The 23324-nt window shown below is 64.1% G+C and carries 21 protein-coding genes; 10 read left to right on the plus strand and 11 right to left on the minus strand.

Translation table 11 applies throughout. The features are described 5' to 3' along the window. Window positions 1-42 precede the first annotated feature (42 nt). The 5 genes from AXW67_RS06235 to AXW67_RS06255 all read right to left on the minus strand — a co-directional run bounded on the left by AXW67_RS06235 (window position 43) and on the right by AXW67_RS06255 (window position 5324). A complete protein-coding gene (locus AXW67_RS06235) occupies window positions 43-1440 on the minus strand; it encodes an NAD(P)(+) transhydrogenase (Re/Si-specific) subunit beta (protein WP_027553240.1) in 1398 nt (465 codons plus the stop codon). A gap of 39 nt (window positions 1441-1479) precedes the next feature. Beyond that, complete coding sequence (locus tag AXW67_RS06240; protein ID WP_027553239.1) at window positions 1480-1797, minus strand: proton-translocating transhydrogenase family protein; 318 nt, start codon at window positions 1795-1797, stop codon at window positions 1480-1482. A gap of 11 nt (window positions 1798-1808) precedes the next feature. Then, on the minus strand, window positions 1809-2936 hold the full coding sequence (locus AXW67_RS06245) for a Re/Si-specific NAD(P)(+) transhydrogenase subunit alpha (protein ID WP_063677154.1): 1128 nt from the start codon (window positions 2934-2936) through the stop codon (window positions 1809-1811). Window positions 2937-3078: 142 nt separating this feature from the next. After that, a complete protein-coding gene (locus tag AXW67_RS06250) occupies window positions 3079-3231 on the minus strand; it encodes an aa3-type cytochrome c oxidase subunit IV (RefSeq protein WP_008136857.1) in 153 nt (50 codons plus the stop codon). A gap of 212 nt (window positions 3232-3443) precedes the next feature. Beyond that, window positions 3444-5324, minus strand: a complete 1881-nt coding sequence (locus AXW67_RS06255; protein ID WP_063677155.1) for a M3 family oligoendopeptidase — start codon at window positions 5322-5324, stop codon at window positions 3444-3446. Between the two features lie 124 nt (window positions 5325-5448). Here AXW67_RS06255 and AXW67_RS06260 point away from each other — a divergent pair, with 124 nt between their 5' ends. From AXW67_RS06260 to AXW67_RS06270, 3 genes are all read left to right on the plus strand, one after another. Continuing rightward, window positions 5449-6945, plus strand: coding sequence for a sigma-54-dependent transcriptional regulator (locus tag AXW67_RS06260; RefSeq protein ID WP_063677156.1), 1497 nt, complete (start codon window positions 5449-5451; stop codon window positions 6943-6945). Window positions 6946-7291: 346 nt separating this feature from the next. After that, window positions 7292-9508 carry a L,D-transpeptidase family protein gene (locus tag AXW67_RS06265; RefSeq protein ID WP_063677157.1) on the plus strand — a complete coding sequence of 739 codons (2217 nt, stop codon included), beginning with the start codon at window positions 7292-7294 and terminating at the stop codon, window positions 9506-9508. Window positions 9509-9780: 272 nt separating this feature from the next. After that, window positions 9781-11400: a peptidoglycan L,D-endopeptidase MepK gene (locus tag AXW67_RS06270; RefSeq protein ID WP_063677158.1), complete on the plus strand. Its 1620-nt coding sequence runs from the start codon at window positions 9781-9783 to the stop codon at window positions 11398-11400. Between the two features lie 10 nt (window positions 11401-11410). On the opposite strand, the gene AXW67_RS06275 is transcribed toward AXW67_RS06270, so the two are convergent. The 3 genes from AXW67_RS06275 to AXW67_RS06285 all read right to left on the minus strand — a co-directional run bounded on the left by AXW67_RS06275 (window position 11411) and on the right by AXW67_RS06285 (window position 12778). After that, window positions 11411-11836: a hypothetical protein gene (locus AXW67_RS06275; protein WP_063677159.1), complete on the minus strand. Its 426-nt coding sequence runs from the start codon at window positions 11834-11836 to the stop codon at window positions 11411-11413. Between the two features lie 157 nt (window positions 11837-11993). After that, window positions 11994-12266, minus strand: coding sequence for a DUF2312 domain-containing protein (locus tag AXW67_RS06280; RefSeq protein WP_018641571.1), 273 nt, complete (start codon window positions 12264-12266; stop codon window positions 11994-11996). A 209-nt stretch (window positions 12267-12475) separates the two neighbouring features. Next, the gene (locus AXW67_RS06285) at window positions 12476-12778 is read right to left on the minus strand and encodes a DUF1244 domain-containing protein (RefSeq protein WP_027553232.1); all 303 of its coding nucleotides are present in this window, start codon (window positions 12776-12778) and stop codon (window positions 12476-12478) included. Between the two features lie 183 nt (window positions 12779-12961). Between AXW67_RS06285 and AXW67_RS06290 the strand changes: the two genes are divergently transcribed. Then, window positions 12962-13555 carry a DUF1036 domain-containing protein gene (locus AXW67_RS06290; protein ID WP_063677160.1) on the plus strand — a complete coding sequence of 198 codons (594 nt, stop codon included), beginning with the start codon at window positions 12962-12964 and terminating at the stop codon, window positions 13553-13555. Beyond that, the gene (gene pyk, locus AXW67_RS06295) at window positions 13552-14988 is read left to right on the plus strand and encodes a pyruvate kinase (RefSeq protein WP_063677161.1); all 1437 of its coding nucleotides are present in this window, start codon (window positions 13552-13554) and stop codon (window positions 14986-14988) included. The genes AXW67_RS06290 and pyk overlap by 4 nt, the downstream gene beginning before the upstream one ends. Before the next feature lie 272 nt (window positions 14989-15260). On the opposite strand, the gene AXW67_RS06300 is transcribed toward pyk, so the two are convergent. Beyond that, the gene (locus tag AXW67_RS06300) at window positions 15261-15941 is read right to left on the minus strand and encodes a TetR/AcrR family transcriptional regulator (RefSeq protein ID WP_027553229.1); all 681 of its coding nucleotides are present in this window, start codon (window positions 15939-15941) and stop codon (window positions 15261-15263) included. A 283-nt stretch (window positions 15942-16224) separates the two neighbouring features. On the opposite strand from AXW67_RS06300, the gene AXW67_RS06305 reads away from it, so the two are divergent. Beyond that, the gene (locus tag AXW67_RS06305; protein ID WP_063677162.1) at window positions 16225-17202 is read left to right on the plus strand and encodes a phosphatase PAP2 family protein; all 978 of its coding nucleotides are present in this window, start codon (window positions 16225-16227) and stop codon (window positions 17200-17202) included. A gap of 175 nt (window positions 17203-17377) precedes the next feature. Here the strand turns inward: AXW67_RS06305 and AXW67_RS06310 are convergent, their stop codons facing one another. Next, on the minus strand, window positions 17378-17542 hold the full coding sequence (locus AXW67_RS06310) for a Flp family type IVb pilin (RefSeq protein ID WP_063677163.1): 165 nt from the start codon (window positions 17540-17542) through the stop codon (window positions 17378-17380). Between the two features lie 293 nt (window positions 17543-17835). Here AXW67_RS06310 and AXW67_RS06315 point away from each other — a divergent pair, with 293 nt between their 5' ends. From AXW67_RS06315 to AXW67_RS06325, 3 genes are all read left to right on the plus strand, one after another. Continuing rightward, entirely contained in the window at window positions 17836-19326 is a 1491-nt protein-coding gene (locus tag AXW67_RS06315; RefSeq protein WP_063677164.1) for a hypothetical protein, read from the plus strand. Between the two features lie 597 nt (window positions 19327-19923). Continuing rightward, window positions 19924-20307 carry an SHOCT domain-containing protein gene (locus AXW67_RS06320; RefSeq protein WP_063677165.1) on the plus strand — a complete coding sequence of 128 codons (384 nt, stop codon included), beginning with the start codon at window positions 19924-19926 and terminating at the stop codon, window positions 20305-20307. Between the two features lie 232 nt (window positions 20308-20539). Continuing rightward, window positions 20540-20899 (plus strand): carboxymuconolactone decarboxylase family protein, encoded by a 360-nt coding sequence (locus tag AXW67_RS06325; protein WP_063677166.1) that lies wholly within the window; start codon window positions 20540-20542, stop codon window positions 20897-20899. A gap of 105 nt (window positions 20900-21004) precedes the next feature. On the opposite strand, the gene AXW67_RS06330 is transcribed toward AXW67_RS06325, so the two are convergent. Then, window positions 21005-22210 (minus strand): ABC transporter substrate-binding protein, encoded by a 1206-nt coding sequence (locus AXW67_RS06330; RefSeq protein WP_063677167.1) that lies wholly within the window; start codon window positions 22208-22210, stop codon window positions 21005-21007. 191 nt (window positions 22211-22401) lie between these two features. Here AXW67_RS06330 and AXW67_RS06335 point away from each other — a divergent pair, with 191 nt between their 5' ends. Next, window positions 22402-23259: an alpha/beta fold hydrolase gene (locus AXW67_RS06335; protein ID WP_082907800.1), complete on the plus strand. Its 858-nt coding sequence runs from the start codon at window positions 22402-22404 to the stop codon at window positions 23257-23259. Window positions 23260-23324: the final 65 nt, after the last annotated feature.

Consider the following 23324-nt stretch of genomic DNA (forward strand, 5'->3'; position numbering starts at 1 on the left):
TGCCATTCCTTGTTGATGGCCACGGTCCGCTTTCCTGTTGCGCTACATCGCCTTGACGATGTTCTCGGTGACCTTCTTGGCGTCGCCGAGCAACATCATGGTGTTGTCGCGATAGAACAGCGGATTGTCGATGCCGGCATAGCCCGACGCCAGCGAGCGCTTGATGAACATCACGGTGCCGGCCTTCCAGACCTGGAGCACCGGCATGCCGTAGATCGGCGAGGTCTTGTCCTCTTCGGCGGCGGGGTTGGTGACGTCGTTGGCGCCGATCACGAAGGCGATGTCGGCCTGCGCGAATTCGGAGTTGATGTCCTCGAGCTCGAACACTTCGTCATAGGGCACGTTGGCTTCGGCCAGGAGCACGTTCATGTGGCCGGGCATGCGGCCCGCGACCGGGTGAATTGCGTACTTCACCTCGACGCCTTCCTTCTTCAGCATGTCGGCCATTTCACGCAGCGCGTGCTGGGCCTGCGCCACCGCCATGCCGTAGCCGGGCACGATGATGACCTTGGAGGCGTTCTTCATGATGAAGGCCGCATCGTCGGCCGAACCGAGCTTGGCCGGCTTCTGCTCGCCTGTCGCACCGCCGGCCGCCGCGGTCTCGCCGCCGAAGCCGCCGAGGATGACGGAGATGAAGGACCGGTTCATCGCGTGGCACATGATGTAGGACAGGATCGCGCCCGACGAGCCCACCAGCGCGCCGGTGATGATCAGCGCGGAGTTGCCGAGCGTGAAGCCGATGCCGGCAGCCGCCCAGCCCGAATAGGAGTTCAGCATCGAGATCACAACCGGCATGTCGGCGCCGCCGATCGGAATGATCATGAGCACGCCGAGCGCCAGCGCGAGGATGACGTTGAGCCAGAAGAACACGGCGCTGCCGGTGACGACGAGGCCGACGATGCAGGCGACCAGCGCGACCGCGAGCGCGATGTTGATCACGTGCCGCGCTGGCAGGATGATCGGGGCGCCGCTCATCCGGGCCGACAGCTTCAGGAACGCGATCACCGAACCGGTGAAGGTCAGGGCGCCGATGGCGACGCCGAGCGACATTTCGACCAGGCTCTGGGTGTGGATGTTGCCGGGCGTGCCGATGTCAAAGGCCTCAGGCGCATAGAACGCGCCGGCAGCAACCAGCACCGCGGCCATGCCGACCAGCGAGTGGAAGGCGGCGACCAGCTCCGGCATCGAGGTCATCGGCACGCGGCGTGCGATCACCGCGCCGATCGCTGCACCAATGGCGATGCCGACGATGACGAGCAGCCAGGCAAGGCCGTCCGCCGGCGGATGGTTGGCGAGCGTCGTGGCGACCGCGATCGCCATGCCGATCATGCCGAGCAGATTACCCCGGCGCGACGTCGCCGGGCTCGACAGTCCCCTCAGCGACAGGATGAACAGCACCCCCGCCACGAGATACAAGAATGCAGAGAGGTTAGCGCTCATCTCAGGTCCCCATCTATCCCTTCAGCCCGAGGCGGCCGCTTACTTGGCCTTCTTCTTGTACATCGCCAGCATGCGCTGGGTGACAAGAAAGCCCCCGAAAATATTGATGCAGGCAAACACCAGCGCGACGAAGCCGAAGGCGCGAGCCCAGCCCGAGCCGCTCGATACGTTTGCGACGCCGCCCGCGAGAAGCGCGCCGACGACGATCACCGAGGAGATCGCGTTGGTGACCGACATCAGCGGCGTATGCAGCGCGGGGGTCACCGACCACACCACGAAGTAGCCGACGAAAACGGCGAGGACGAAAATCGATAGCCGGAAGATGAAGGGGTCGACGACCTGTGCAGCGTGCTCCATGGCTTCTCTCCTTAGGCTTTCGGCTGGAAGTTCGGGTGGATGACGGCACCGTCCTTGGTGAGCGCAGTCGCCTTGACGAGCTCGTCGTCCCAGTTCACGGCCAGCTTCTTCTCTTTCTTGTCGACCATGGTCTCGATGAAGGAGAACAGGTTGCGCGCGTAGAGGCTGGACGCCGAGGCAGCGACCCGGCCGGCGACATTGGTGTAGCCGACGATCTTGATGCCATCGAGGTCTACGACCTCGCCGGCCTTGGCGCCCTCGACGTTGCCGCCGCGCTCGACCGCGAGATCGACCAGCACCGAACCCGGCTTCATCGACTTGACCATCTCGCCGGAGATGAGCTTCGGCGCCGGCCGGCCCGGGATCAGCGCCGTCGTGATCACGATGTCCTGCTTCTTGATGTGCTCGGCGGTGAGCGCGGCCTGCTTGGCCTGGTACTCTTTCGACATTTCCTTGGCGTAGCCGCCGGCGGTCTGCGCGTTCTTGAACTCCTCGTCCTCGACTGCGAGGAACTTTGCGCCGAGCGATTCGACCTGCTCCTTGGTCGCGGGCCGCACGTCGGTGGCGGTGACGACGGCGCCGAGGCGGCGCGCGGTCGCGATCGCCTGCAGGCCGGCGACGCCGACGCCCATCACGAACACCTTGGCGGCGGGAACGGTGCCGGCAGCCGTCATCATCATCGGGAAGGCGCGGCCGAAGGCTTCGGCGCCCTCGATCACGGCGCGGTAGCCGGCGAGGTTCGCCTGCGAGGACAGCACGTCCATCACCTGGGCGCGCGTGATGCGCGGCATCAATTCCATCGCGAAGGCGGAGATGCCGGCATCGGCCATCGCCTTGAGCGCCGCATCGTTGCCATAGGGGTCCATGATGGCGATGACGAGCGCGCCGCGCTTGTACTGCGCGAGCTCGGACGCCTCGGGACGCTTGACCTTGATGATGATGTCGGCGTCCTTCAGCGCATCGGCGCTGACGGTGGCGCCCACCGCGGTGAATTCGGAATCCGGCAGGCCCGATTTGAGGCCGGCGCCCGGCTCGACGGCAATCTCGGCGCCCAGCGCCTTGAACTTCTTCACCGTATCAGGCGAAGCGGCAACCCGCGACTCTGACGGATCGATTTCCTTGGCAACGGCGATCTTCATAGGCCCTCCGGCGGCGCGGGACAGCGCGCGCACAAAAAAGTAGCGTTACTCCCGCAACGTTCGATACCGGTTTTGGAACCGGCTTGAATGCAAATATTGTGGGCAGCTGCCGCCGTTGGCGTAGGCAGCCGCCATAGGCGGATCAGGTGAGGAAGATCGCCATCAAAATGACGATGAGCGCGACCGAGGCCGTGCCGTATTTCACGAGCTTGATGAAGCCCTCATAGGTCTGCTCGTGCGCAACGTAGTCGTTGCCGTCGGCGGTGGTGTACGCCACTTCGCTATGGTCAGCCATTGATGATGTCCCCAGTCGAAAGTCGAAATTCTTTGCTGGCAATACCGCAATAAGCCGGACAGGGCAACGGCACGGACGCGCGGTTTTCCGGCAAATGGGCTCATTTGGAATCCCGATTATCGCGGATCCAGCGGGTCGGACAGCATTCGCTGAACGGCGGTTCAACGAATGCTTTGCCCCGGCCCTGCTCTAAATTCAGGCACCTTCGCCGCTCAGCCCATGGCCTCCAGCTCGTCGATCATGCCCGCAATGACCGAGAGCCCGCCGTCCCAGAACTTCGGGTCCTTGGCGTCAAGCCCGAACGGGCGCAGCAGCTCGGAATAGTGCTTGGTGCCGCCAGCGGCGAGCATGTCGAGGTAGCGCTCGGCAAAGCCCTCGGCGGCGTCCTCGTAGACGGCATAGAGCGAGTTCACGAGGCAATCGCCGAAGGCATAGGCGTAGACGTAGAACGGCGAATGGATGAAGTGCGGGATGTACATCCAGTAGTTCTCGTAGCCCGCCTTGATCTCGATCGCCGGCCCGAGGCTCTCGCCTTGCACCGACAGCCAGATCTCGCCGAGCCGCGTCGCGGTAAGCTCGCCGTTCTTGCGCTCGGTGTGCACGGCACGCTCGAAGGAATAGAACGCGATCTGCCGTACTACGGTATTGATCATGTCCTCGACCTTGCCGGCGAGCAGCGCCTGGCGCTGCTTCGGGCTCTTGGTCTGCGCCAAGAGCCGCTTGAAGGTCAGCATCTCGCCGAACACGCTCGCAGTCTCCGCCAGCGTCAGCGGCGTCGGCGCCATCAGCGCGCCGTTCCTGGCCGCCAGCACCTGGTGCACGCCATGGCCGAGTTCATGGGCGAGCGTCATGACGTCGCGCGGCTTACCCTGGTAGTTCATCAGCACGTAAGGATGCGCAGACGGCGTGGTCGGATGCGAGAAGGCGCCGGGCGCCTTGCCCGGGCGCACCGGTGCATCGATCCAGCGGTCGGTGAAGAAGCGCTCGGCGATCTCGGCCATATCAGGCGAGAAGCCGCGATAGGCCGTCAGCACCATGTTCCGGGCGTCGGGCCAGCCGATGGTGTCGGTCGCGGCAAAGGGCAGCGGCGCGTTGCGGTCCCAATAGGCCAGCCGCTTCTTCCTGAACCAGCGCGCCTTCAGCGCGTAGTAGCGATGCGACAGCTTTGGATAGGCCGCGCGCACCGAGGCGACCAGCGCATCCACCACCTCGCGCTCGACCCGGTTGTTCAGATGCCGGGAATCCGCGACGTCCTGGAAGCCGCGCCAGCGGTCGGAGATGTCCTTGTCCTTGGCGAGCGTGTTGGTGATCAGCGCAAAGGTGCGCTCGTTTGCTTTGAAGGTCTTTGCCAGCGCCTCCGCGGCGGTCTTGCGCTTGGCGCCGTCGCGGTCCTGCAGCAGATTCAGCGTCGGCTCGATCGCGAGCTCCTTGGAGCCGACCTTGAAACGCAGGCCCGAAATGGTCTGGTCGAACAGCCTGTTCCAGGCGGAGTAACCGGTCTGCGCCTTCTCCAGAAAGAGCTGCTCCAGCTTGTCCTCAAGCTGATACGGTTTCTCCTTGCGCAAATCCTCGATCCAGGGACGATAATGCGCGAGCTCCACCGTCTGCATCGCGGAGGTCAAAAGATCGTCATCGATCCGGTTGAGCTCGAGCGCGAAAAACAACAGATGGGTGGACGCCGCTGTCAGGCGCTCGGACACATCGCCGTAAAACTTTGAAATCTCGGGATCAACGCTGTCGCCGGCGTGAACGAGGCCGGCATAGGAGCCGAGGCGGCCGGCGAGATCGTCAATTGCCTCATAGCGTCGCACGGCCTCGGCGAGCCATTTTCCGCCATCTTCGTTTGCTGTGCCTGTAGCGAGCTTGCCCTTGTAGTCCGTCTCAAACGCGACGCAATCGGCATCCATCTTTTCGAGATCACGCGCCACGTCCGGCGCATCGATCCCGGAATAGAGATCGGCGAGGTTCCATTCCGGAAGCTTTCCGGTTTTGCTTGCAGACTTGCCGGAGGGTTTGGCTTTGGCGGCGGCTTTTTTGGTGTTCGGCTTGCGGAGAGCGGGCATGCTACGAGTGGGCTTGGAGCGCGAAGTCATTGTGCTGGAAACCTGTGTTCAACGATCGCAAAGAGCGGGGTCATCAAGGTTTAAGAGTGCGTTAATCGGCTTCGGCCAGAGTGACCCGATTCGAGACAGATAGTTGTAGCGTGCGGGGAACACCATGGCTGCCAGTATTTTGATCGCCGATGACGACGCCGTGGCACGCCGTCTGGTCGAGAACATGGTGCAGAAATGCGGCTATGAAACGATCGTCGTGGATTCCGGCGACGCCGCGATTGCCACCCTCACCGCGCCCGACGCACCGGCCATCGACGCCGTCATCCTCGATCTCGTGATGCCCGGCCTCGACGGCATGGGCGCGCTGGCGAAAATCCGCGAGGCGGGCCTCAGCGTACCCGTGATCGTGCAGACCGCCCATGGCGGCATCGACAATGTGATCTCGGCGATGCGCGCAGGCGCCGCCGATTTCGTGGTCAAGCCGGTCGGCGTGGAGCGGCTGCAAGTCTCCCTGCGCAACGCGCTCAATACCTCGGCGCTCAAGGGCGAATTGCAGCGCATCCGCCACAGCCGCGAAGGACGTCTGACCTTCTCCGACATCATCACGCGCGCCGATGCGATGGCGGGCGTGATGCGCGCCGCGCAGAAGGCGGCCAACTCCTCCATTCCCGTGCTGATCGAAGGCGAGTCCGGCGTCGGCAAGGAGATGTTCGCGCGCGCCATCCATGGCAGCGGCGAACGCAAGGCAAAGCCTTTCGTCGCGGTCAATTGCGGCGCTATTCCCGACAATCTCGTCGAGTCGATCCTGTTCGGTCACGAGAAGGGCGCCTTCACCGGCGCAACCGAGCGGCACATGGGCAAGTTCGTCGAGGCCCATGGCGGCACGCTGTTTCTGGACGAGGTCAGCGAGCTGCCGTTGACCGCGCAGGTCAAGCTCTTGCGCGCGCTGCAGGAAGGCGCAGTGGAGGCGGTCGGTGGTCGCAAGCCCGTCAAGGTCGATGTCCGCATCGTCTCCGCGACCAACCGCAGGCTCCTGGAGCGGGTGAAGCAGGGTCATTTTCGCGAAGACCTGTTCTATCGCCTGCACGTGCTGCCGCTGACGATCCCGTCGCTGCGCGCACGGCGCGAGGATATCCCGCATCTGCTCCGGCATTTCCTGGCGCGGTTTGCCGCCGAGGAAAACCGCCCGATCAACGGCATCAGCGGCGAGGCGATGGCGCATCTGGCGCAGCTCGACTGGCCCGGCAACATCCGCCAGCTCGAGAACGCGGTTTATCGCGCGGTGGTGATGAGCGAGGGCGACCAGCTCGGCCTCGGCGATTTCCCCCTGCTCAATTCGCATCCCCATCCCGCAAACGACATTCCAACCGCGCCGCTGATGCTCGAGCCGATCGCGGCGCCCTCGCTGGTTTCGGGTAATGAAATACCGATCGCGCCCCTGCCGGCGACGGGAAGCCTGACCATGCTGACCGCAACCGGCGACGTGCGGCCGCTGGAAGACATGGAGAACGAAATCATCCGCTTCGCGATCTCGCATTATCGCGGACAGATGTCGGAAGTTGCTCGCCGCCTCAAAATCGGCCGTTCCACGCTCTACCGCAAACTCGACGAAGCCGGCGTTCAAGGGCACGGCGGGAAAAGCGGCGAGGAGACGCACTGAGCAGCGCCTGCGAATGGCGGTTTGCCTGACGCCCCAATTTGGCCGCAAGCCCTTCGGTTTACGGAGTTTTCGACCGCGGCGCGAACCGTGACTTGGAAGTGACAGACAAAGGGAAAAGCGCTTGGCAGAAGCGCACAATCCGTTGCCAAGAGGCTTCCTTGAAGTCAGTTTGTCGTGAGTTGTCCCGGGTGGCGCTGGCTGCAAAAACGGGGCCTGTATATCGTCTGCGTAAGAATCGTTGCGTGCAGGCGTGCAACTTTCGAGAAGCCGGCACGATTAGCCGAAGCTCATAAGACGATAACGAAGCTGTTCCATGAGGGACAGTTCACCCAAGGGGTGCGACACAATGCTTGACTGCTTGAACCACCGTCGAGGCTTTGACCGCGTGCTGATGACGGTCACGGCGACCTTCCTCACGGTGTCGGCCACTTCGGCGCTGGCGCAGGACCAGGCGCGCAGCAGCGCCGCCGAGCTCGCGATCGAAGCCGCGATCCCGCGCCCGGAGCCCGCAAACGTCCCGCCCCCGACCGCCGCCGACATCAAGCTCGATACCACGGTAACCGTTCAGGACCCCGCCAAGGAAGCTGCGAAGACAGAGGCCGCCGCGCCCGCACCCGAGAAGGTCGAGGCCAAGCCCGCCGACGTCGCCACCACGCCCGCGGCTGACGCGCCGAAGAACGAGACTGCCAAGACGGAGCCCGTCAAATCTGAACCAGCCAAGGCGGACACTGCGACCGCAACGCCGATCGCTCCCGCCGCACCTGCGGCCGCGGCAGCGACCCCGGCCGAACCGCCCAAGGACGTCGCCAAGGAGCCGGCCCCAGAGCCCGTGAAGGCCGCGAGCAACGTTCCTGCCGCGGACCAGCCGGTCGCCGACAAGCTCAAGGACATGATCGGCGCCAAGTCCTCGCGCTATTTCGATCGCAAGAATGAACGTGCCGCCGTCGAGAAGTTTTACGGCGCGCGCGAGTTCGCGCCGGTCTGGACCCAGGCAGGCGCCCTCACCGCTGCGGGCAAGGGCGTGATCTCGCGGCTGAAGGATGCGGCCTCCGACGGCCTCAATCCCGCCGATTACCCGGTGCCGGATTTCACTGCGGCCACGACGCCCGATGCGCTCGCCGAGGCCGAGCTGAAGCTCACCGCCAGCATGCTCGACTATGCGCGCCAGGCGCAGAGCGGCCGGATGCACTGGTCGCAGGTCAGCGCCGACATCCTCTATCCCGAGCACCCGACCGATCCGAACGAGGTGCTGACCAAGATCACTACCTCGGCCGACGCCTCCGCGGCGCTCGACAGCTACAACCCGCCGCAGAAGCTCTACAAGGAGCTGAAGGCGAAGCTCGCGCAGCTGCGCGGCCAGGGCGACGGCCCGGTGATCGAGATCACTGACGGGCCTGCGCTGAAATACACCCCGGCCCGCGGCAAGAAGCAGGCTGAGGTCGTGGTGGAAGATCCGCGCGTGCCGCAGCTCCGTGCCAAGCTCGGCATCACCGAGAACGCCAACGACACCCGCTACGACGCAACCGTCGCGGAAGCCGTGCGCAAATTCCAGGACGGCGCCGATCTCAAGGCCACCGGCATCCTCGACGACAGGACGGTCAGGGCGCTGAACAGCCCGAAGCGCGACAGGCAGATCGACACGGTGCTGGTGAACATGGAGCGCTGGCGCTGGCTGCCGCGCGACCTCGGCGCCCCTTCGCTCGGCGACGCCTATGTCATCCTCAACATCCCCGACTACACGCTGAAGGTGATGCAGCGCGGCCAGCAGGTCTGGACCACCCGCGTCGTCACCGGCAAGCCCGGCACGCATGCGACCCCGCTGCTCAGCGAGACGATGAAGTACATCACGGTCAACCCGACCTGGAACGTGCCGCCGTCGATCGTCTACAACGAATATTTGCCGGCGCTTCAGCAGGATCCGACCGTGCTTCAGCGCATGGGCCTGCGCCTCGAACAGAACCGCGACGGCTCCGTACACATCTCGCAGCCGCCGGGTGAAGCCAACGCGCTCGGCCGCGTCCGCTTCAACTTCCCGAACAAGTTCCTGGTCTATCAGCACGACACGCCGGACAAGTACCTGTTCGCCAAGGAAGAGCGCGCCTACAGCCATGGCTGCATGCGGGTCCAGAATCCGGATCAATACGCCTCGGTGCTGCTCAACATCACGATGCCGAACGAGCATTACACGCCGGAGCGAATCCGCAGCATGTACGGCTCGAGCGAGGTCGACCTGAAATTCCCGACGCCGGTCCCGGTCAACATCACCTACCAGACCGCGTTCGTGGACGACGCCGGCAAGCTGCAAATCCGCAAGGACGTGTATGGCCGCGATGCGACCATGATCAACATCCTGAAGAACAACCGCGGCAAGGATCTCGAGAACGTCGTCGCTCATGCCCAGCCGAGCTACTCGCGCCCGGCAACGACGCTGCCGTCCGGTGTGGCAGTGGCCAACAGCGGCTTCTCCTCGTCCGGCCCCTCTTTCTTCGAGCGGCTGTTCGGCGCGCCGACCCCGCCGCCGGCTCCGGTCGGCCGCAGGCCGCAGCGGGTGTTTACCCGCTGAGCCATTCTCAGCCATCATTTCTTGAAATTCTTCAATGAAATCAGCGATCTCGACCCGTGGTCGGGATCGCTTAACGTTAACCATTCTCTCGCCCGAGGCCGGGCAGCGGGCGTTTTTTCGCCACAGTCAACCGTTTAGGTTTGTATTGTGACTTGGTTTGGGGGCGGGAAGGTACACCTCGAATTAACCTTCTCGCTTTAAGAAAGCGTTCATCCTCTTTCGCGCGCTAGCGGGGTTGGCGGGAGAGTCCATTTTGAACGCTCGTCGACTGGGTGGGCTCATACGTGCTGGCTGGTTTCGCACGCAAAATTTCTGCGGTGTCGTTGTCCCATGCGGGGTTGAAGGCCGGATCCAGGATCGGCCTCGCCGCGCTGGTGCTGCTTGCCGCCGCCGGCTCGGTGCATGACGCCGCGGCACTGAACGAAACCCACACGCTCTCCTTCCACCACACCCATTCCGGCGAAGATCTCACCGTCACCTTCAAGCGCGACGGACGCTATGACGAAGCGGCGCTGAAGCAGCTCAACCACTTCCTGCGCGACTGGCGTACCCAGGACGAGACGGTCATGGACCGTCACCTCTTCGACATCCTCTGGGAAGTCTATCGCGACGTCGACGCCAAGCAGCCGATCCAGATCATCTCCTCCTACCGCTCCCCCGCCACCAACGCCATGCTCCGCCGCCGCTCCTCGGGCGTCGCGCGCTTCAGCCAGCACATGCTGGGACATGCGATGGATTTCTACATTCCGGGCGTGCCGCTGGAGCAGATCCGCTTCGCCGGCCTGCGCCTGCAGCGCGGCGGCGTCGGCTTCTATCCGACCTCCGGCTCGCCCTTCGTGCATCTCGACACCGGCAGCATCCGGCACTGGCCGCGCATGACGCATGATCAGCTCGCGCGCGTCTTCCCCGACGGCCGCACGGTCCACGTTCCGACCGACGGCGTGCCGCTGAAGGGTTATGAGCTCGCCAAGGCCGACATTGAGCGGCGCGGCAGCGGCGATGACGCCGCGAGCAAGCCGAACTTCTTTGCCGCCCTGTTCAGGAGCAAGTCCGCTCCGAGCAGCAGCGAGGAGGATGACGAGGGCGCGCCCGTTGCGAGCGGGAAGCCGGCGGCCCCGACCGCGGTCGCCGCCGCGGCGAAGCCGGCCGATCCGGTGCCGACGCCTCGCGCCAAGCCGCAGGTGCCCGCAGCGCTCCAGCTCGCCTCGGCCGATGTGCAGGCCGTTGCGCCGCCGAAGCCGAAGCCTGCACCGGTCGCCGACAAACCGGCTGACGCCAAGCCAGCTGACAAGCCCGAAACACCGGCCGACATCATCAATGCCCGCGGCTTCTGGGATATTCCGGCGACGCCGCAACAGGCGACCCCGGCCCAGGTCGCCGCGCTGAAGGCGCGCCAGGCGCTCGCCGCCGCGACCGACCCGCAGCCGACCGCGAGCGTCTCCTCAGCCGCCTATCAGGCACTGGCCTATGCGCCGGCCGCCGCCTCCCCGGTCGACCGCGCCAACGTCGTTGCCGCCTCGGCGCCTATCCCGCGCACGAGCCGCCCGGCCTCCCGCAACCTCGCGCAGGCGACGGAAATCAACACGGTCGTGGCCAAGGGCGCCCAGGGCGCGGTCGCGACCTCGAGCCGCCTCTCCGCGGCCAAGGGCGAGAGCCTCTGGCTCAAGATCGTGATGCTGTCGCCGAGCGCCAGCCGCGCAATGTCGGTGACGCTGATGGGCGAGATCGACATGGCCGCGATGCGCGCCTACTTCATCAAGCCGCAGGCCGTGATCGCGATGGGCTTCACCGATGATCCGATGCTGGGAATGTCCTGCGACAGTTTTTCGGGTAGCGCCACCGCGAAGCTCGATATGACGTCCTTCGTCATGCGCACCGCCACGCTGCGCTGAGGCGCAACTGCTATCGCGCTTTTCTGCCCCGCCGATCCAGATGATACGTCAGCGCCAGCGACAAGCAGATCGATAAAGGTTGCTTCGGCAGCGCGCCCGAGACGGGCAACAACAACGCCCGGGTCTGCCGATATTCGAACTGCTCCGCAAACCGTTCACGAAACGTGTCGACCAGCGTCGTCTTGCAGTTGAACAGGATGGCGGCGAGCTCTGAGTCTTTCACGCGCCCGAGCCGGATCGTGCTGCCGCTGCCCGTCTCCTCGGTGAGATAGGCCGGCTCGCCCCATTTCAGCGCCTCGGTCAACCGGCCGACCTCTTCATGCGCCGCGGCGGTCGCAAAGATCAGCGCGCGCACCTGGAGCAGCCGCTTGCTGATCGGCGCCGGAAAGGCGTCGAAGGCACGGCCCACCTCGCGCGGCAGCGGCGGCGCAGTCACGATATCTCTCCCCGGCCCAAAACTCAGGCGTCGTCCTGGCGCAAGCCAGGACCTAACCGCGGAATCTATCAATGAAGCGCGATGTCAGTCTCGCGGGACGACAGAATAAGCGTAGGCAATCCACCATCCTGGCTTTCGCCAGGACGACAGCCAGCCCTCAGAGCATCCCCAGCGCCTGCATGTAGGTTTCGAGGATCGTCTCGGCCTCGGCGCGCTCGTTGGGATCCTGCTTGCGCAGGCGCACGATGGTGCGCAGCGCCTTCACGTCGTAGCCGTTGCCCTTGCTCTCGGCATAGACGTCGCGGATGTCGTCGGAGATCGCCTTCTTCTCTTCCTCCAGCCGCTCGATGCGCTCGATGATGGATTTGAGCTGGTCCTTGGCAAATTTCGTCGCGGGTTCGTCGTCGCGGACGGCGGCGGAGGTGGCCATCTTGTACTCCCAATGGAACTGGCAAAACGAGGTGACGCCGGCATGGTCACCGCGCGTGCTGCTTGACCCTTAGGGTTGGCGGCCCTCGCGTTCAAGGCAACAACGCAATCGTCCACAGCGCGCCCACATCTTCCTGCACAAGGACCAAGAAAGCCGTTGTGCTGCGCGCGACTCAGGCCGCACGCGTCGACGCCGAAGCCTGGACGGTCTTAATGACCGGGATGGACCTTCTTCATCGCTTCGAGTTGCTCTGGCGTGGCCGTACCCTGATATTTCGTCTTCCAGGTCTCGTAGGGCATGCCGTAGACGGCTTCGCGGCTCTCATCCTTGCTTAAGGCGACCCCTTGCGCGTCGGCCGCATCCTTGAGCCAGTTGGACAGGCAATTGCGGCAGAAGCCCGCGAGGTTCATCAGATCGATGTTCTGGACGTCGGTCCGCGTCCGCAAATGCTCGACCAGGCGCCGGAACGCTGCCGCCTCGAGCTCTGTTCTGGTTTTGTCGTCGATTGCCATAGCTGGATCCCTTACCCTGCCCCGGTTGGCTCTCACCCCGGTGATTGGCTCACCCTTACGGGATCAGGTGGGGTCCTGTCACAGATTTTGCCATATCGCGGCGCAAACGGGCCATTGGGGCGGTCCGGCAGTTCCGGTCCCTCTACGCGAAATCGTCAACCATCTGATATAGCTTCCGCGACAATGATCGCCGAATCTCCCCGCTCACCCCTTCGCCTGCTTGCCCGGTTGGTCCCGGTGCTGGTGGTCGCCCTGCTGTGCCTCTGGAATGGCCCGGCATCGGCCGACTTCCGCCTCTGCAACAACACCTCGAGCCGGGTCGGCATCGCGCTGGGCTACAAGGACGCCGACGGCTGGACCACCGAGGGCTGGTGGAACATCTCGTCCCGCTCCTGCGAGACGCTGCTCAGGGGCACGCTGGTTGCCCGCTACTACTACATCTACGCGATCGACTACGACCGCGGCGGCGAGTGGTCCGGGCAGGCCTTCATGTGCTCGCGCGACAAGGAATTCACCATCCGCGGCACCGAGGACTGCCTGGCGCGCGGCTACGACCGGACCGGCTTCTTCGAGGTCGACACCGGCGAGCAGCGGGCCTGGACCGTGCAGCTCACCGACGCCAACGAGCAGCCCCCGCAGCAGCGGGTACCCGGCCTGCCGGGCCCGGTTGGCCCGGGCGGCGTTCCGGGTTTGCCCAATAGCCCGCCGGGTGCTACGCCCCCGCCCTCGCCTGGCCTCCCGCCAGGCGCCCCTCTCCCGCCTGGGAATAAGCCATGAGGCGTCTTCGCCGTATCAAGATTCTCGCGACCCTGGGACCCGCCTCTTCAGACCTCGCGATGATCCGCCGCCTGTTCGAGGCCGGCGCCGACCTTTTCCGGATCAATATGAGCCACACCCCGCATGACAAGATGCGGGAGCTGGTGGCGACCATCCGCAACGTCGAGAGCAGCTACGGCCGGCCGATCGGCATTCTGGTCGACCTCCAGGGGCCGAAGCTCAGGCTCGGCGCCTTCGCCGAGGGCTCGGTCCAGCTCCAGAACGGCCAGACCTTCACCCTCGATTCCGACAAGGCACCGGGCGATTCCACGCGCGTCCATCTCCCGCATCCGGAGATTCTCGCCGCCTTGCGGCCGGGCCATGCGCTCCTGCTCGATGACGGCAAGGTGCGGCTGATCGCGGAGGAAACCTCGAAAGAGCATGCAGTGACGCGTGTCGTGGTCGGCGGCAAGATGTCGGACCGCAAGGGCGTCAGCCTGCCGGATACGGACCTGGCGGTCTCGGCGATGACCCAGAAGGACCGCGCCGACCTCGAGGCGGCGCTGACGACCGGCGTCGACTGGATCGCGCTGTCCTTCGTGCAGCGCGCCGACGACGTGATCGAAGCCAAGAAGATGATCCGCGGCCGCGCCGCCGTGATGGCCAAGATCGAGAAGCCGCAGGCGATCGATCGCCTCGCCGACATCATCGAGGCCTCCGACGCGCTGATGGTGGCGCGCGGCGACCTCGGCGTCGAGCTGCCGCTGGAGCGCGTGCCGAGCCTGCAGAAGCAGATGACGCGCATGGCGCGCCGCGCCGGCAAGCCGGTGGTGATCGCCACGCAGATGTTGGAATCGATGATCCAGGCACCGGTGCCGACCCGCGCCGAGGTCTCGGACGTCGCCACCGCCGTCTATGAAGGCGCCGACGCCATCATGCTGTCGGCGGAATCGGCCGCCGGAAAATTCCCGGTCGAGGCGGTCTCGACCATGAACCGCATCGGCGAGGAGGTCGAACGCGACCCGACCTATCATTCCATGGTCGCGGCACAGCGGCCCTCACCTGAATCCACCGCGGGCGATGCCATCGCGGATGCCGCGCGGCAGATCGCCGAAACGCTCGACCTGCCGGCCCTGATCTGCTGGACCAGCTCAGGTTCGACCGCCGTCCGCGTCGCGCGCGAACGGCCGAAGCCGCCGATCGTGGCGATTACGCCGAACATCACGGCCGGCCGCCGGCTCGCGGTGGTCTGGGGCGTGCACTGTGTGGTCGCCGAGGATGCGCGCGACCAGGACGACATGGTGAGCCGCGCCGGCCAGATCGCGTTTCGGGATGGGTTCGTCCGCGCCGGCCAGCGCGTGATCATCGTCGCCGGCGTGCCGCTCGGCATTCCCGGCACCACCAACATGGTGCGCATCGCCTCCGTCGGCCCCGAGGGCGACGCGAATATGTGAGGCTCCCGTCTTCCGGGGCGCTCGCGCATTCGCGGGCGAACCCGGAATCCGGGGATTGGGGCGCGTCCGACGATGCTGGCCTGATCGCGCCGCAAGAAATATCGAAAACAACCCCATGCAAAGTAGCCGGTGACGGCCCGGCATGATGCCTTGCGAATCTCACGAGGGCGGCATGGCGCCACCATCGGCGTGCGGCGGTCTTTCGAAAACTCACTCTCGGACAGCAGCTTAAACGCGATGGGGTCCCATGCCGCTTCGATCGGGCGCCGGCCTTAAGCCCCTACCAGCGCCTTTGCGGTCGGTAGCAGCGTCTGCTGCACCACGAGGCCACGGGCGCGGGCGTCCATGACGCCGACGGCGCGCAGCGCGAGCAGCGTCACGGTCTGCACGGCATCGCGCATCTTTGCGGGATCTTCGAGATTGTCGGGGGCGAGCGGCCCGACCAGCGCCTCATGCAGCGCGCCGAGCAGCGCGGTCGCGGCAAGCGCGGTGTCCTGGGCCGGCAGGTGGCCGGCGCGCACCGCGGCCTCGATCCGGGCGGCGATCTCGCCCGCGATCTCGCGCCGGCTGGCAAGTCTGGAGGCGCTGACATCGACGTCGACCGGCTCGGCCAGGATGCCCCAGGCCAGTCGGCGCTGGGACAGGGTGTGGACGGCGACCGTGGTGACGGCGGCCGCCAGCGCCGAGGACGGGCCCGGCGCGGCATCGGCCGCCCGGCGGATCGCCGCGAGCTCGTCGCGGGAGACCTCGGCGATCAATTCGGAGATCAGGTCGGCCTTGGAGGGGAAGTAGCGATAGACGGTTCCGGCCGCGACATTGGCCCGAACCGCGACTGGCGCGATCTGCACCGCCGCCATCCCGCCTTCCGCCGCCGCCTCGCGCGCCGCCGCGAGAATGGCGCTGCGCCGGGCCGCAAGGCGCTTAACCACTTGATGCGTCCGCCGATAAACCATGGCGCGCTTCCTGTCCCACCCACGCCGACCGCATGCCCTGCGCCCGAACGCTTCGTCACCAATTTCGCTGCAAATCGCCCCCAAGAACTGAACAACTATTCAGAGCGAATGACAAGAAGCAAATGCGCGGAGCCGCAATCCACGCAACGCGGTTTGGACGTTCCGCTGGACCATCTCTTGGACGTCTAAAACTGCAGCGAATCTCTTGGCGAATGGCTGACTACAATTCTTACCGCCATCTTAAAGCGGGCCCGCGATTGTACGGCATCAATTTCGGTGCAGCATGATCGATACGGACGCCCGAACCGCCTGGCAGCTCTTCCACGTGAACTGGCTTCCCATCGCAGCCATGGGCAGCCTGCTGGCGCTCGGCCTCGCCTTCACGGGGCTTCGGCTCGAGCCGATCGCCTACGGCGTGACGCTGGCGATCGCAGCTGTACTGCTCGCCGTTACCTATCTTCATCAGATGACCAAAGGCGAGCGCGCCGATCCAAAGCTGGTGTTCTCGCTCGGCACGATCGGTCAGGTCATTCTCACCTGCGCCATCGTGGGCCCGCTGAGCTTTGTCGCGGGCAACATGGGCTGGCCGCTGCAGGACCACGCGCTGCTTGCGATCGATCGCGCGCTTGGCATGGATCCCGAACCGATCGCCCGCTATGTCAACGACCATCCGTGGCTCGCCGACGTCCTGTCGCGCGGCTACGGACTGATCAAATGGCCGCTGCTCGCCATCCCCATCGTGCTGGCGCTGACGGCGCGCTATGTGCGCCTACAACTGTTCATGCTCGCGATGAGCCTCGCGCTCGCGATCACCATCGCGATCTCGGCCGTCGTCCCGGCGATCGGCACCTATTACGGACTGCAATTGCCGGCGGCCCACTTCCCCGACATCAACACCGCGATCTATGCCGGGCAGCTGCGCGACATCCTCGCCTTGCGCGACGGAAGCCTGCACGAGCTCAAACTGTTCAAGCTCTCCGGCATCGTCTCGTTCCCGAGCTTTCACGCCGCCTCAGCCGTGCTCTACATGTGGGCGCTGTGGCCGGTGCGCCGCATCGGCGGCATCGCCGCCGCGCTCAACCTCTTGATGATCGCCGCGACGCCGGTGATCGGCGCGCACTACATGATCGATGTCATCGGGGGCATTGCACTCGCCGCGGCGTCGATTTGGGCCGCAAAATGCTATCTCTCATGGATGAGCCGCGCGTCGGACGACGTTGCGAAGGACGCGTCACCCGCCTGGCAGCCAGGCCTCGGCTAGAGCTACCGTAGGGTCGGCAAAGGCGCGTAGCGCCGTGCCCACCAGCATTCTCGCAGTTCAAGATTTTCAATGGTGGGCACGCTTCGCTTTGCTCACCATACCAGCACGAAATCACCGCCCAAAAGAAAAGAGCCCCGTCCAGGACGGGGCTCTTTTGATTCCAGTTCGTCTGGCCTTACTTGAGGCTGGACGAGATCGAGCCGAACTTGGCGTTCAGCGTGGTGCCGAGGCTATTGACGACGGTGATGATTGCCAGCGCGATGCCGGCAGCGATCAGACCGTACTCAATAGCGGTGGCGCCGGATTCATCCTTCGCGAAACGCGCAACGAGGTTCTTCATAGACTGCTCCAAAGAGTACACGAGGCTACAACTGGTCTGGTCTCTTGGCTTCCCAGCGCCGCCTGACCATGGAACCGACTGTAAATGCAAAGAATTGCGCCGCAGTTAACTCGACCGCGTAAAGACGGGGCGGTTTGCGTGTATTCGCCGATGGTAAATCGAAATTGAAAACGATCGGTTAAATAGTAGGGATTTGAAACCGCGCTGCGTGCGCCGATTTACCCGAAGTTATGACCGCCATGGTCCAATGCCGCCCGGCCAACCGGAAAGAACAGGCAGGACGTCAAGGCGGCATGTCCCTCTCCTTCACCAACAGCATTGCGGTCCACGGCCGCGCGCGAGCGCTGGTGCCGCTGTGCGTCGGCGCCGGCGCCTATCTCTTCTTCCTTTATGTCGGCGACACGCTGCTGCAGGACTCCGACTCGTTCTGGCAGATCAAGATCGGGCAGTGGATCCTCGATCATCAGGCGATGCCCTATACCGATTTCTATTCCTTCACACGGCCAGGTGAGCCCTGGATCTCGACGTCGTGGCTGTCGCAGGTGATGTTCGCACTGTCCTACGCGCAGTGGGAGTGGGCCGGTCCGGTGATCCTCACTGCGCTTGCGGTGGCGCTGTCGGCGGCGATCTTCGTCTATCTGCTCGACGCACATCTCGAGATTCCACGCTCCGTGCTGTTCGCGATGCTCGCGGTCGTGCTGTCGCTGCATCACATTCTGGCGCGCCCGCACATCCTGGCGCTGCCCGTCATGATCGCGTGGGTCGGCATGCTGATGGCGGCGGCCGATCGCAGGGGCACACCGTCCTGGTACTGGCTGCCACTGATGTCGCTGTGGTCGAACCTGCATGGCGGCTTCGTGCTGGGCCTCGCGCTGATCGGCCCGACCGCGCTCGTGGCGATCTGGGGCATTGAGTCCGGCAAGCAGGTCCGGCTGCTGCTGCGCTGGTTCCTGTTCGGTGTCGCCGCGATGGGAGCTGCTTGCGTCACGCCCTATGGCTGGCGAACGCTGCTTGGCGCGACGAACATCCTCAATCTCGGCGAACTGCTCTCGGTCATCTCGGAATGGATGCCGGCGAATTTCGCCTCCTTCACCGCGTTCGAGGGCGCGCTGTTCGGCCTGATCGCGATCGGCCTTTTCCGTGGCCTCACGCTTTCCCCACCGCGCATTCTCCTGATCCTGCTGCTGACCTGGATGGGACTGACCCATGTCAGGAGCATCGAGGCCTTTGCCTTCCTGGTGCCGCTGGTGCTGGCCAAGCCGCTCGGCGAACAATCACCGTGGCCCGAGCTGGACGCGACGGGCGGCGAGAGCTGGCCAGCCCGCTATGTCACGGCACTCGGCGCGCTGATGATCGTCGGTGCCGCCTGGACCTCGACATCGATCTACTTGTCGCATCATCGCTTCAGCTTCACGATGGAGCAGACGCCGGTTGCCGCCATCGACCTGCTCGAACAGCGCAAGGCACAGCGCATCTTCAACGCCTACCAGTTCGGCGGCTATTTGATCTCGCGCGACATTCCGGTGTTCGTCGACGGCCGCGCCGAGCTCTATGGCGAGAAGTTCGTGATGGACTTCTTCAAGGCGGTGGAGGTCAAGAAGCTCGACAACCTGACGCGGCTGCTCGACGAATACAAGATCGACGCCACGCTGCTGGTTGCTGATGCCCCGGCGGCGCAGGTGCTGGATCACATCAAGGGCTGGAAGCGGCTCTACGCGGACAAAATTGCCGTGATCCATGTACGGGACGAATCGGAAGGCGCGGCCGCGCCGCCGTCGAAGTGAGGGCGTAGCTTTGGGCCGGCCCGCGCAAAAGTGAGATGTCCGCTTCCAGGCGTGAAGCAAACTCGACTTGGACACCGGCGGTGTCGCGGTTTGACCCATTTCCGACATCGCCCGTGTTAGGATGCCTGGGCCGTCTCGTTCGTGGTGAGGCTGCTGCTGCGGCGCTGAGCTATCATGTGGGCTCGCGCATTGCTGATGGGCTCTATCCAGGCCAGGTTCGCGGTTCACCGCACATGTTTCTGGAACTGCCGTTCGCAGTTGCCGTGCCAAAAGGTATGCGAGCTGAACTGCTCGCGCGCCTGAACGCTGGAATTGCTTCGATACGCGCAGACGGTACATGGCATCAGATCAACGAGCACTGGCGAACGGAATAGCATTCATCTGAATGCCGGCTCGTGGCCCATCAGCGAAGTGGCCGTGCGCTTTGTCGAGTCCGGACACGGGGGTATAGCGGATTGGATTTGCGCACGGTGAGTTCTTCGCGTTTTGACCCCAACCCGACATGCGTTGATCTAAATCAAAAGCGGGCAGCGACCTTGAATAATAATAACAGTCGGCTGGTCTCTTGCACTCCGTGACAGGCAAAGGGAGCGCGCAATGTTGTTCTTTCAGGAGGGCTTCACCTATCGAAATTTTTTGCTGGACGCTCTCACGATATTCTTCCTCATCGTGTGGTTCTGGCTGCTTATTACTGTCGCTTCCGATCTATTCCGACGCCACGACATCTCCGGCTGGGTCAAGGCAATGTGGGTGATAGGATGGATCGTATTTCCATACATCGTCGTGCTTGCGTACTTGATCTTTCAGGGAAGAGGCATGGCGGAGCGTAACGTGCAACAAGTTCGGCAGGCACGCGACGAACTCAGGAGCGCAGTTGGGTTCAGCGTCGCAGATGAAATCGACAAGCTCAGTCGGCTGAAACAGGCAGGGTCGATCAGCGATGCCGAATTTACACGACTGCGCGCTCGGCTTGTTCAGTGAGCGCGCTTCCTCCCGCTGATATCCTTGCTGTGCCGCGCGCGCAGAGGTTCGAGGTTCCCTGACGGCAGTGCAAAATGCACTTTGTGCGATACTGGCCTTCGGCGGACGGCGGCTTCGCGCCCTTCAATTTTGGTTTGCACTGCTCAATCCGATTTTTCAGGGCTTGGCCGTTTCGTTTGCTGTTCGGGCAACCATCGCTCCAGCCGTCATCAAGCAAGCGAGGAGTGCACTCATGAAGAAAAATTACCTCGACATCACCAAGCGCATTTCCGGCGATTTGCGAAAACTGCGCCAAGATATCCCCGACACGATGAAGGCCTTCTCGGCGCTCGCGCAGGCAGCTGGCCGCGACGGTGCCCTGGACAAGAAGACCAAAGAACTGATCGCGCTTGCGATCGCGATTGCGACGCGCTGCGACGGCTGTATCGGCTTTCACATGGAAGCGCTGGTCAGGCTCGGTACCACCCGTCAGGAGGTGGAGGAAACCCTCGGCATGACCATCTATATGGGCGGCGGGCCGTCGCTGATGTACGCGGCGGACGCCATCTCGGCCTTCGAAGAATTTCAAGTGCAGTTGGGCGCTGCTGCCTGACCAGTAGACGCGAATCCATCCCGGCAGTGGGCGCCTACTTCGGCGCTATGGCGCGTGAATTCTCGGGTAAATGGCAGAAGACCAACGCTCATTCCACATTGATCATCAATTCCCGGTCTGCAACTCACCGAAGCGCTCCCAGCTCCTGCCGTTGAAGCGCATGAACTGCATCTGGTCGACGGGGACGTGATCGGTTGGGCTGGTGTTGACCTTGATGCCCGGCAGCAGCATCGGCAGCTCGAGGTCGTGGATCGCGTAGGCCTGCTTGAGGATGTTCTCGGTCGACAGATCATCGCCGCAGGCTTTCAGCACCGCCTCCAGCGCCATCGCGCTGTTGTAGGAGTTGACGTAATTGGTGTCGTGCTGGTCGGCCTCCGGCACGTACTTTGTCATGAACTCGCGCCAGCCCTTGACGCCCGGATCGTCCTTCCAGGCAGGATCGTCGGGGTCCTTCACGTAGGCGGTGGAGAGAATGCCGGTGCCGGCTTCCAGGCCCGCGGGCTCCATCACGGTCGAGACCCATACCGCGACGTTGGACAGGAACGTCATCGGCCGCCAGCCGATCTCGAAGGATTTGCGGATCGCCTGCGCCGCGAATTTCGGCGTCGCCGCGATCACGAACACCTCCGCGCCTGACGCCTTCAGCTTCACGATCTGGGAATCGATGGTCGGGTCCTGGATCTCGTAGGTCGCGCTGGTGACGACGGTGTCGTATTTGTCGCCGAGCACGTCCTTGAGGCCGGCGAGATAGTCGCGGCCATAGTCGTCGTTCTGCGAGATCACCGCGAATTTCGCGCTGGGATTCATCGCCAGCGCATAGCGCGCATAGAGCCGCGCCTCGTAGCGGAACGGCGCCTGCACGCCCATCGTCGCCTGCGGATATTGCGCGATGTCGGCGAATTTCGAGGCGCCGGAGCCGATGAAGAGCTGCGGCACATTCTTGCTTTGGAGATATTTCGCGATCGCCGTGTTGTGGGCGGTGCCGATCGAGGAGAAGATCAGCGCGACCTCGTCGCTTTCCACCAGCTTGCGCGTCTGCTCGACCGATTTCGGCGGCGCATAGCTGTCGTCGAGCGAGATCAGATTGACCTTGCGGCCGTTGATGCCGCCCTTCTCGTTCAGCATCCTGAAATAGCCGACCTCGCCCTTGCCGAGCGCACCGAACGCCGAGACCGGTCCGCTATAGGGCATGGTCTGGCCGATCCTGATCTCGGTTGCGGTGACGCCGCGCATCTCGGCGGCGATGGAAGCGGCAGGCAATGTTACAAATGCAACGGCGCCAAGCACGCCCAATGCCATCGCAAAGCGCATCGGCTTCCCCTCCCCTTTTGTGGTGCGATCGCGCCGCACCTTTACTTGAAGGGAGCATGCCATGACATCGGCATGGACTCCAATCATTATAAGCGACGGCTATCGTAGCGCGCACGACGTGGGAATGGTGGGCACGGCGCGTGCGCGCCTTCGCCCACCCTACGGCCGACGGTCGAACAGGAATACGCCTCATGCTGCTTCGCAATCTCTTCGCCGCGCTTCTCGTCACGATCTCGCTCAGCGCGGCCCACGCCGCGCCGCGATGGCTGAACCTGCCGCCGACGCCGACATTGCCGAAGGCGGCGCAGAGCGGCCTCGCGCCCGTCAACGGGGTGAAGATCTGGTACGCCATGTTCGGCCGCGGCGAGCCGGTCATCCTGCTGCATGGCGGTCTTGCCAACGCCAATTACTGGGGCCACCAGGTCCGCGCGCTGCAAGGCCGCTATCAGGTCATCGTCATGGACAGTCGCGGGCATGGGCGCAGCAGCCGCAATCAGGAGCCGTACGGCTACGATCTGATGGCCTCGGACGTCGTCGGCCTGCTCGACCACCTGAAGATCAAGAAGGCCGCGATCGTCGGCTGGAGCGACGGCGCCATCATCGGCCTCGACATCGCGATGAAGCATCCGGAGCGGGTGAGCAGGCTGTTCGCCTTCGCGGCGAACTCCGATCCGTCAGGCGTTGCGGACATCGCCTCGAGCGACGTCTTCAACGCCTACATCGCCAGGGCGGGCGAAGAGTACAAGCGCCTCTCGCCGACGCCGACGGAGTACAAGAGCTTCGTCGCGGAGATTACGAAAATGTGGGAGAGCCAACCGAAATGGACGGCCACGGACCTCGCGGCGATCAAGGTCCCGACCTGGATCGTCGACGGCGACCACGACGAGGCGATCAAGCGCGAGAACACCGAGTTCATGGCGGCGAACATTCCGGGCGCCGGCCTGTTGATCCAGCCGGAGGTCAGCCACTTCTCGTTCCTGCAGGATCCCGAGCAGTTTAGTGATGATGTGTTGCGATTTCTGGGGCGCCGAGATGCAGCGCCGAAGTGAGATATCGTAGGGTGGGCAAAGCGATAGCGTGCCCACCACTTTCGTAGTGACTGCTGCGAGATGTG

The organism is Bradyrhizobium neotropicale, from assembly GCF_001641695.1.
Taxonomy (GTDB): domain Bacteria; phylum Pseudomonadota; class Alphaproteobacteria; order Rhizobiales; family Xanthobacteraceae; genus Bradyrhizobium; species Bradyrhizobium neotropicale.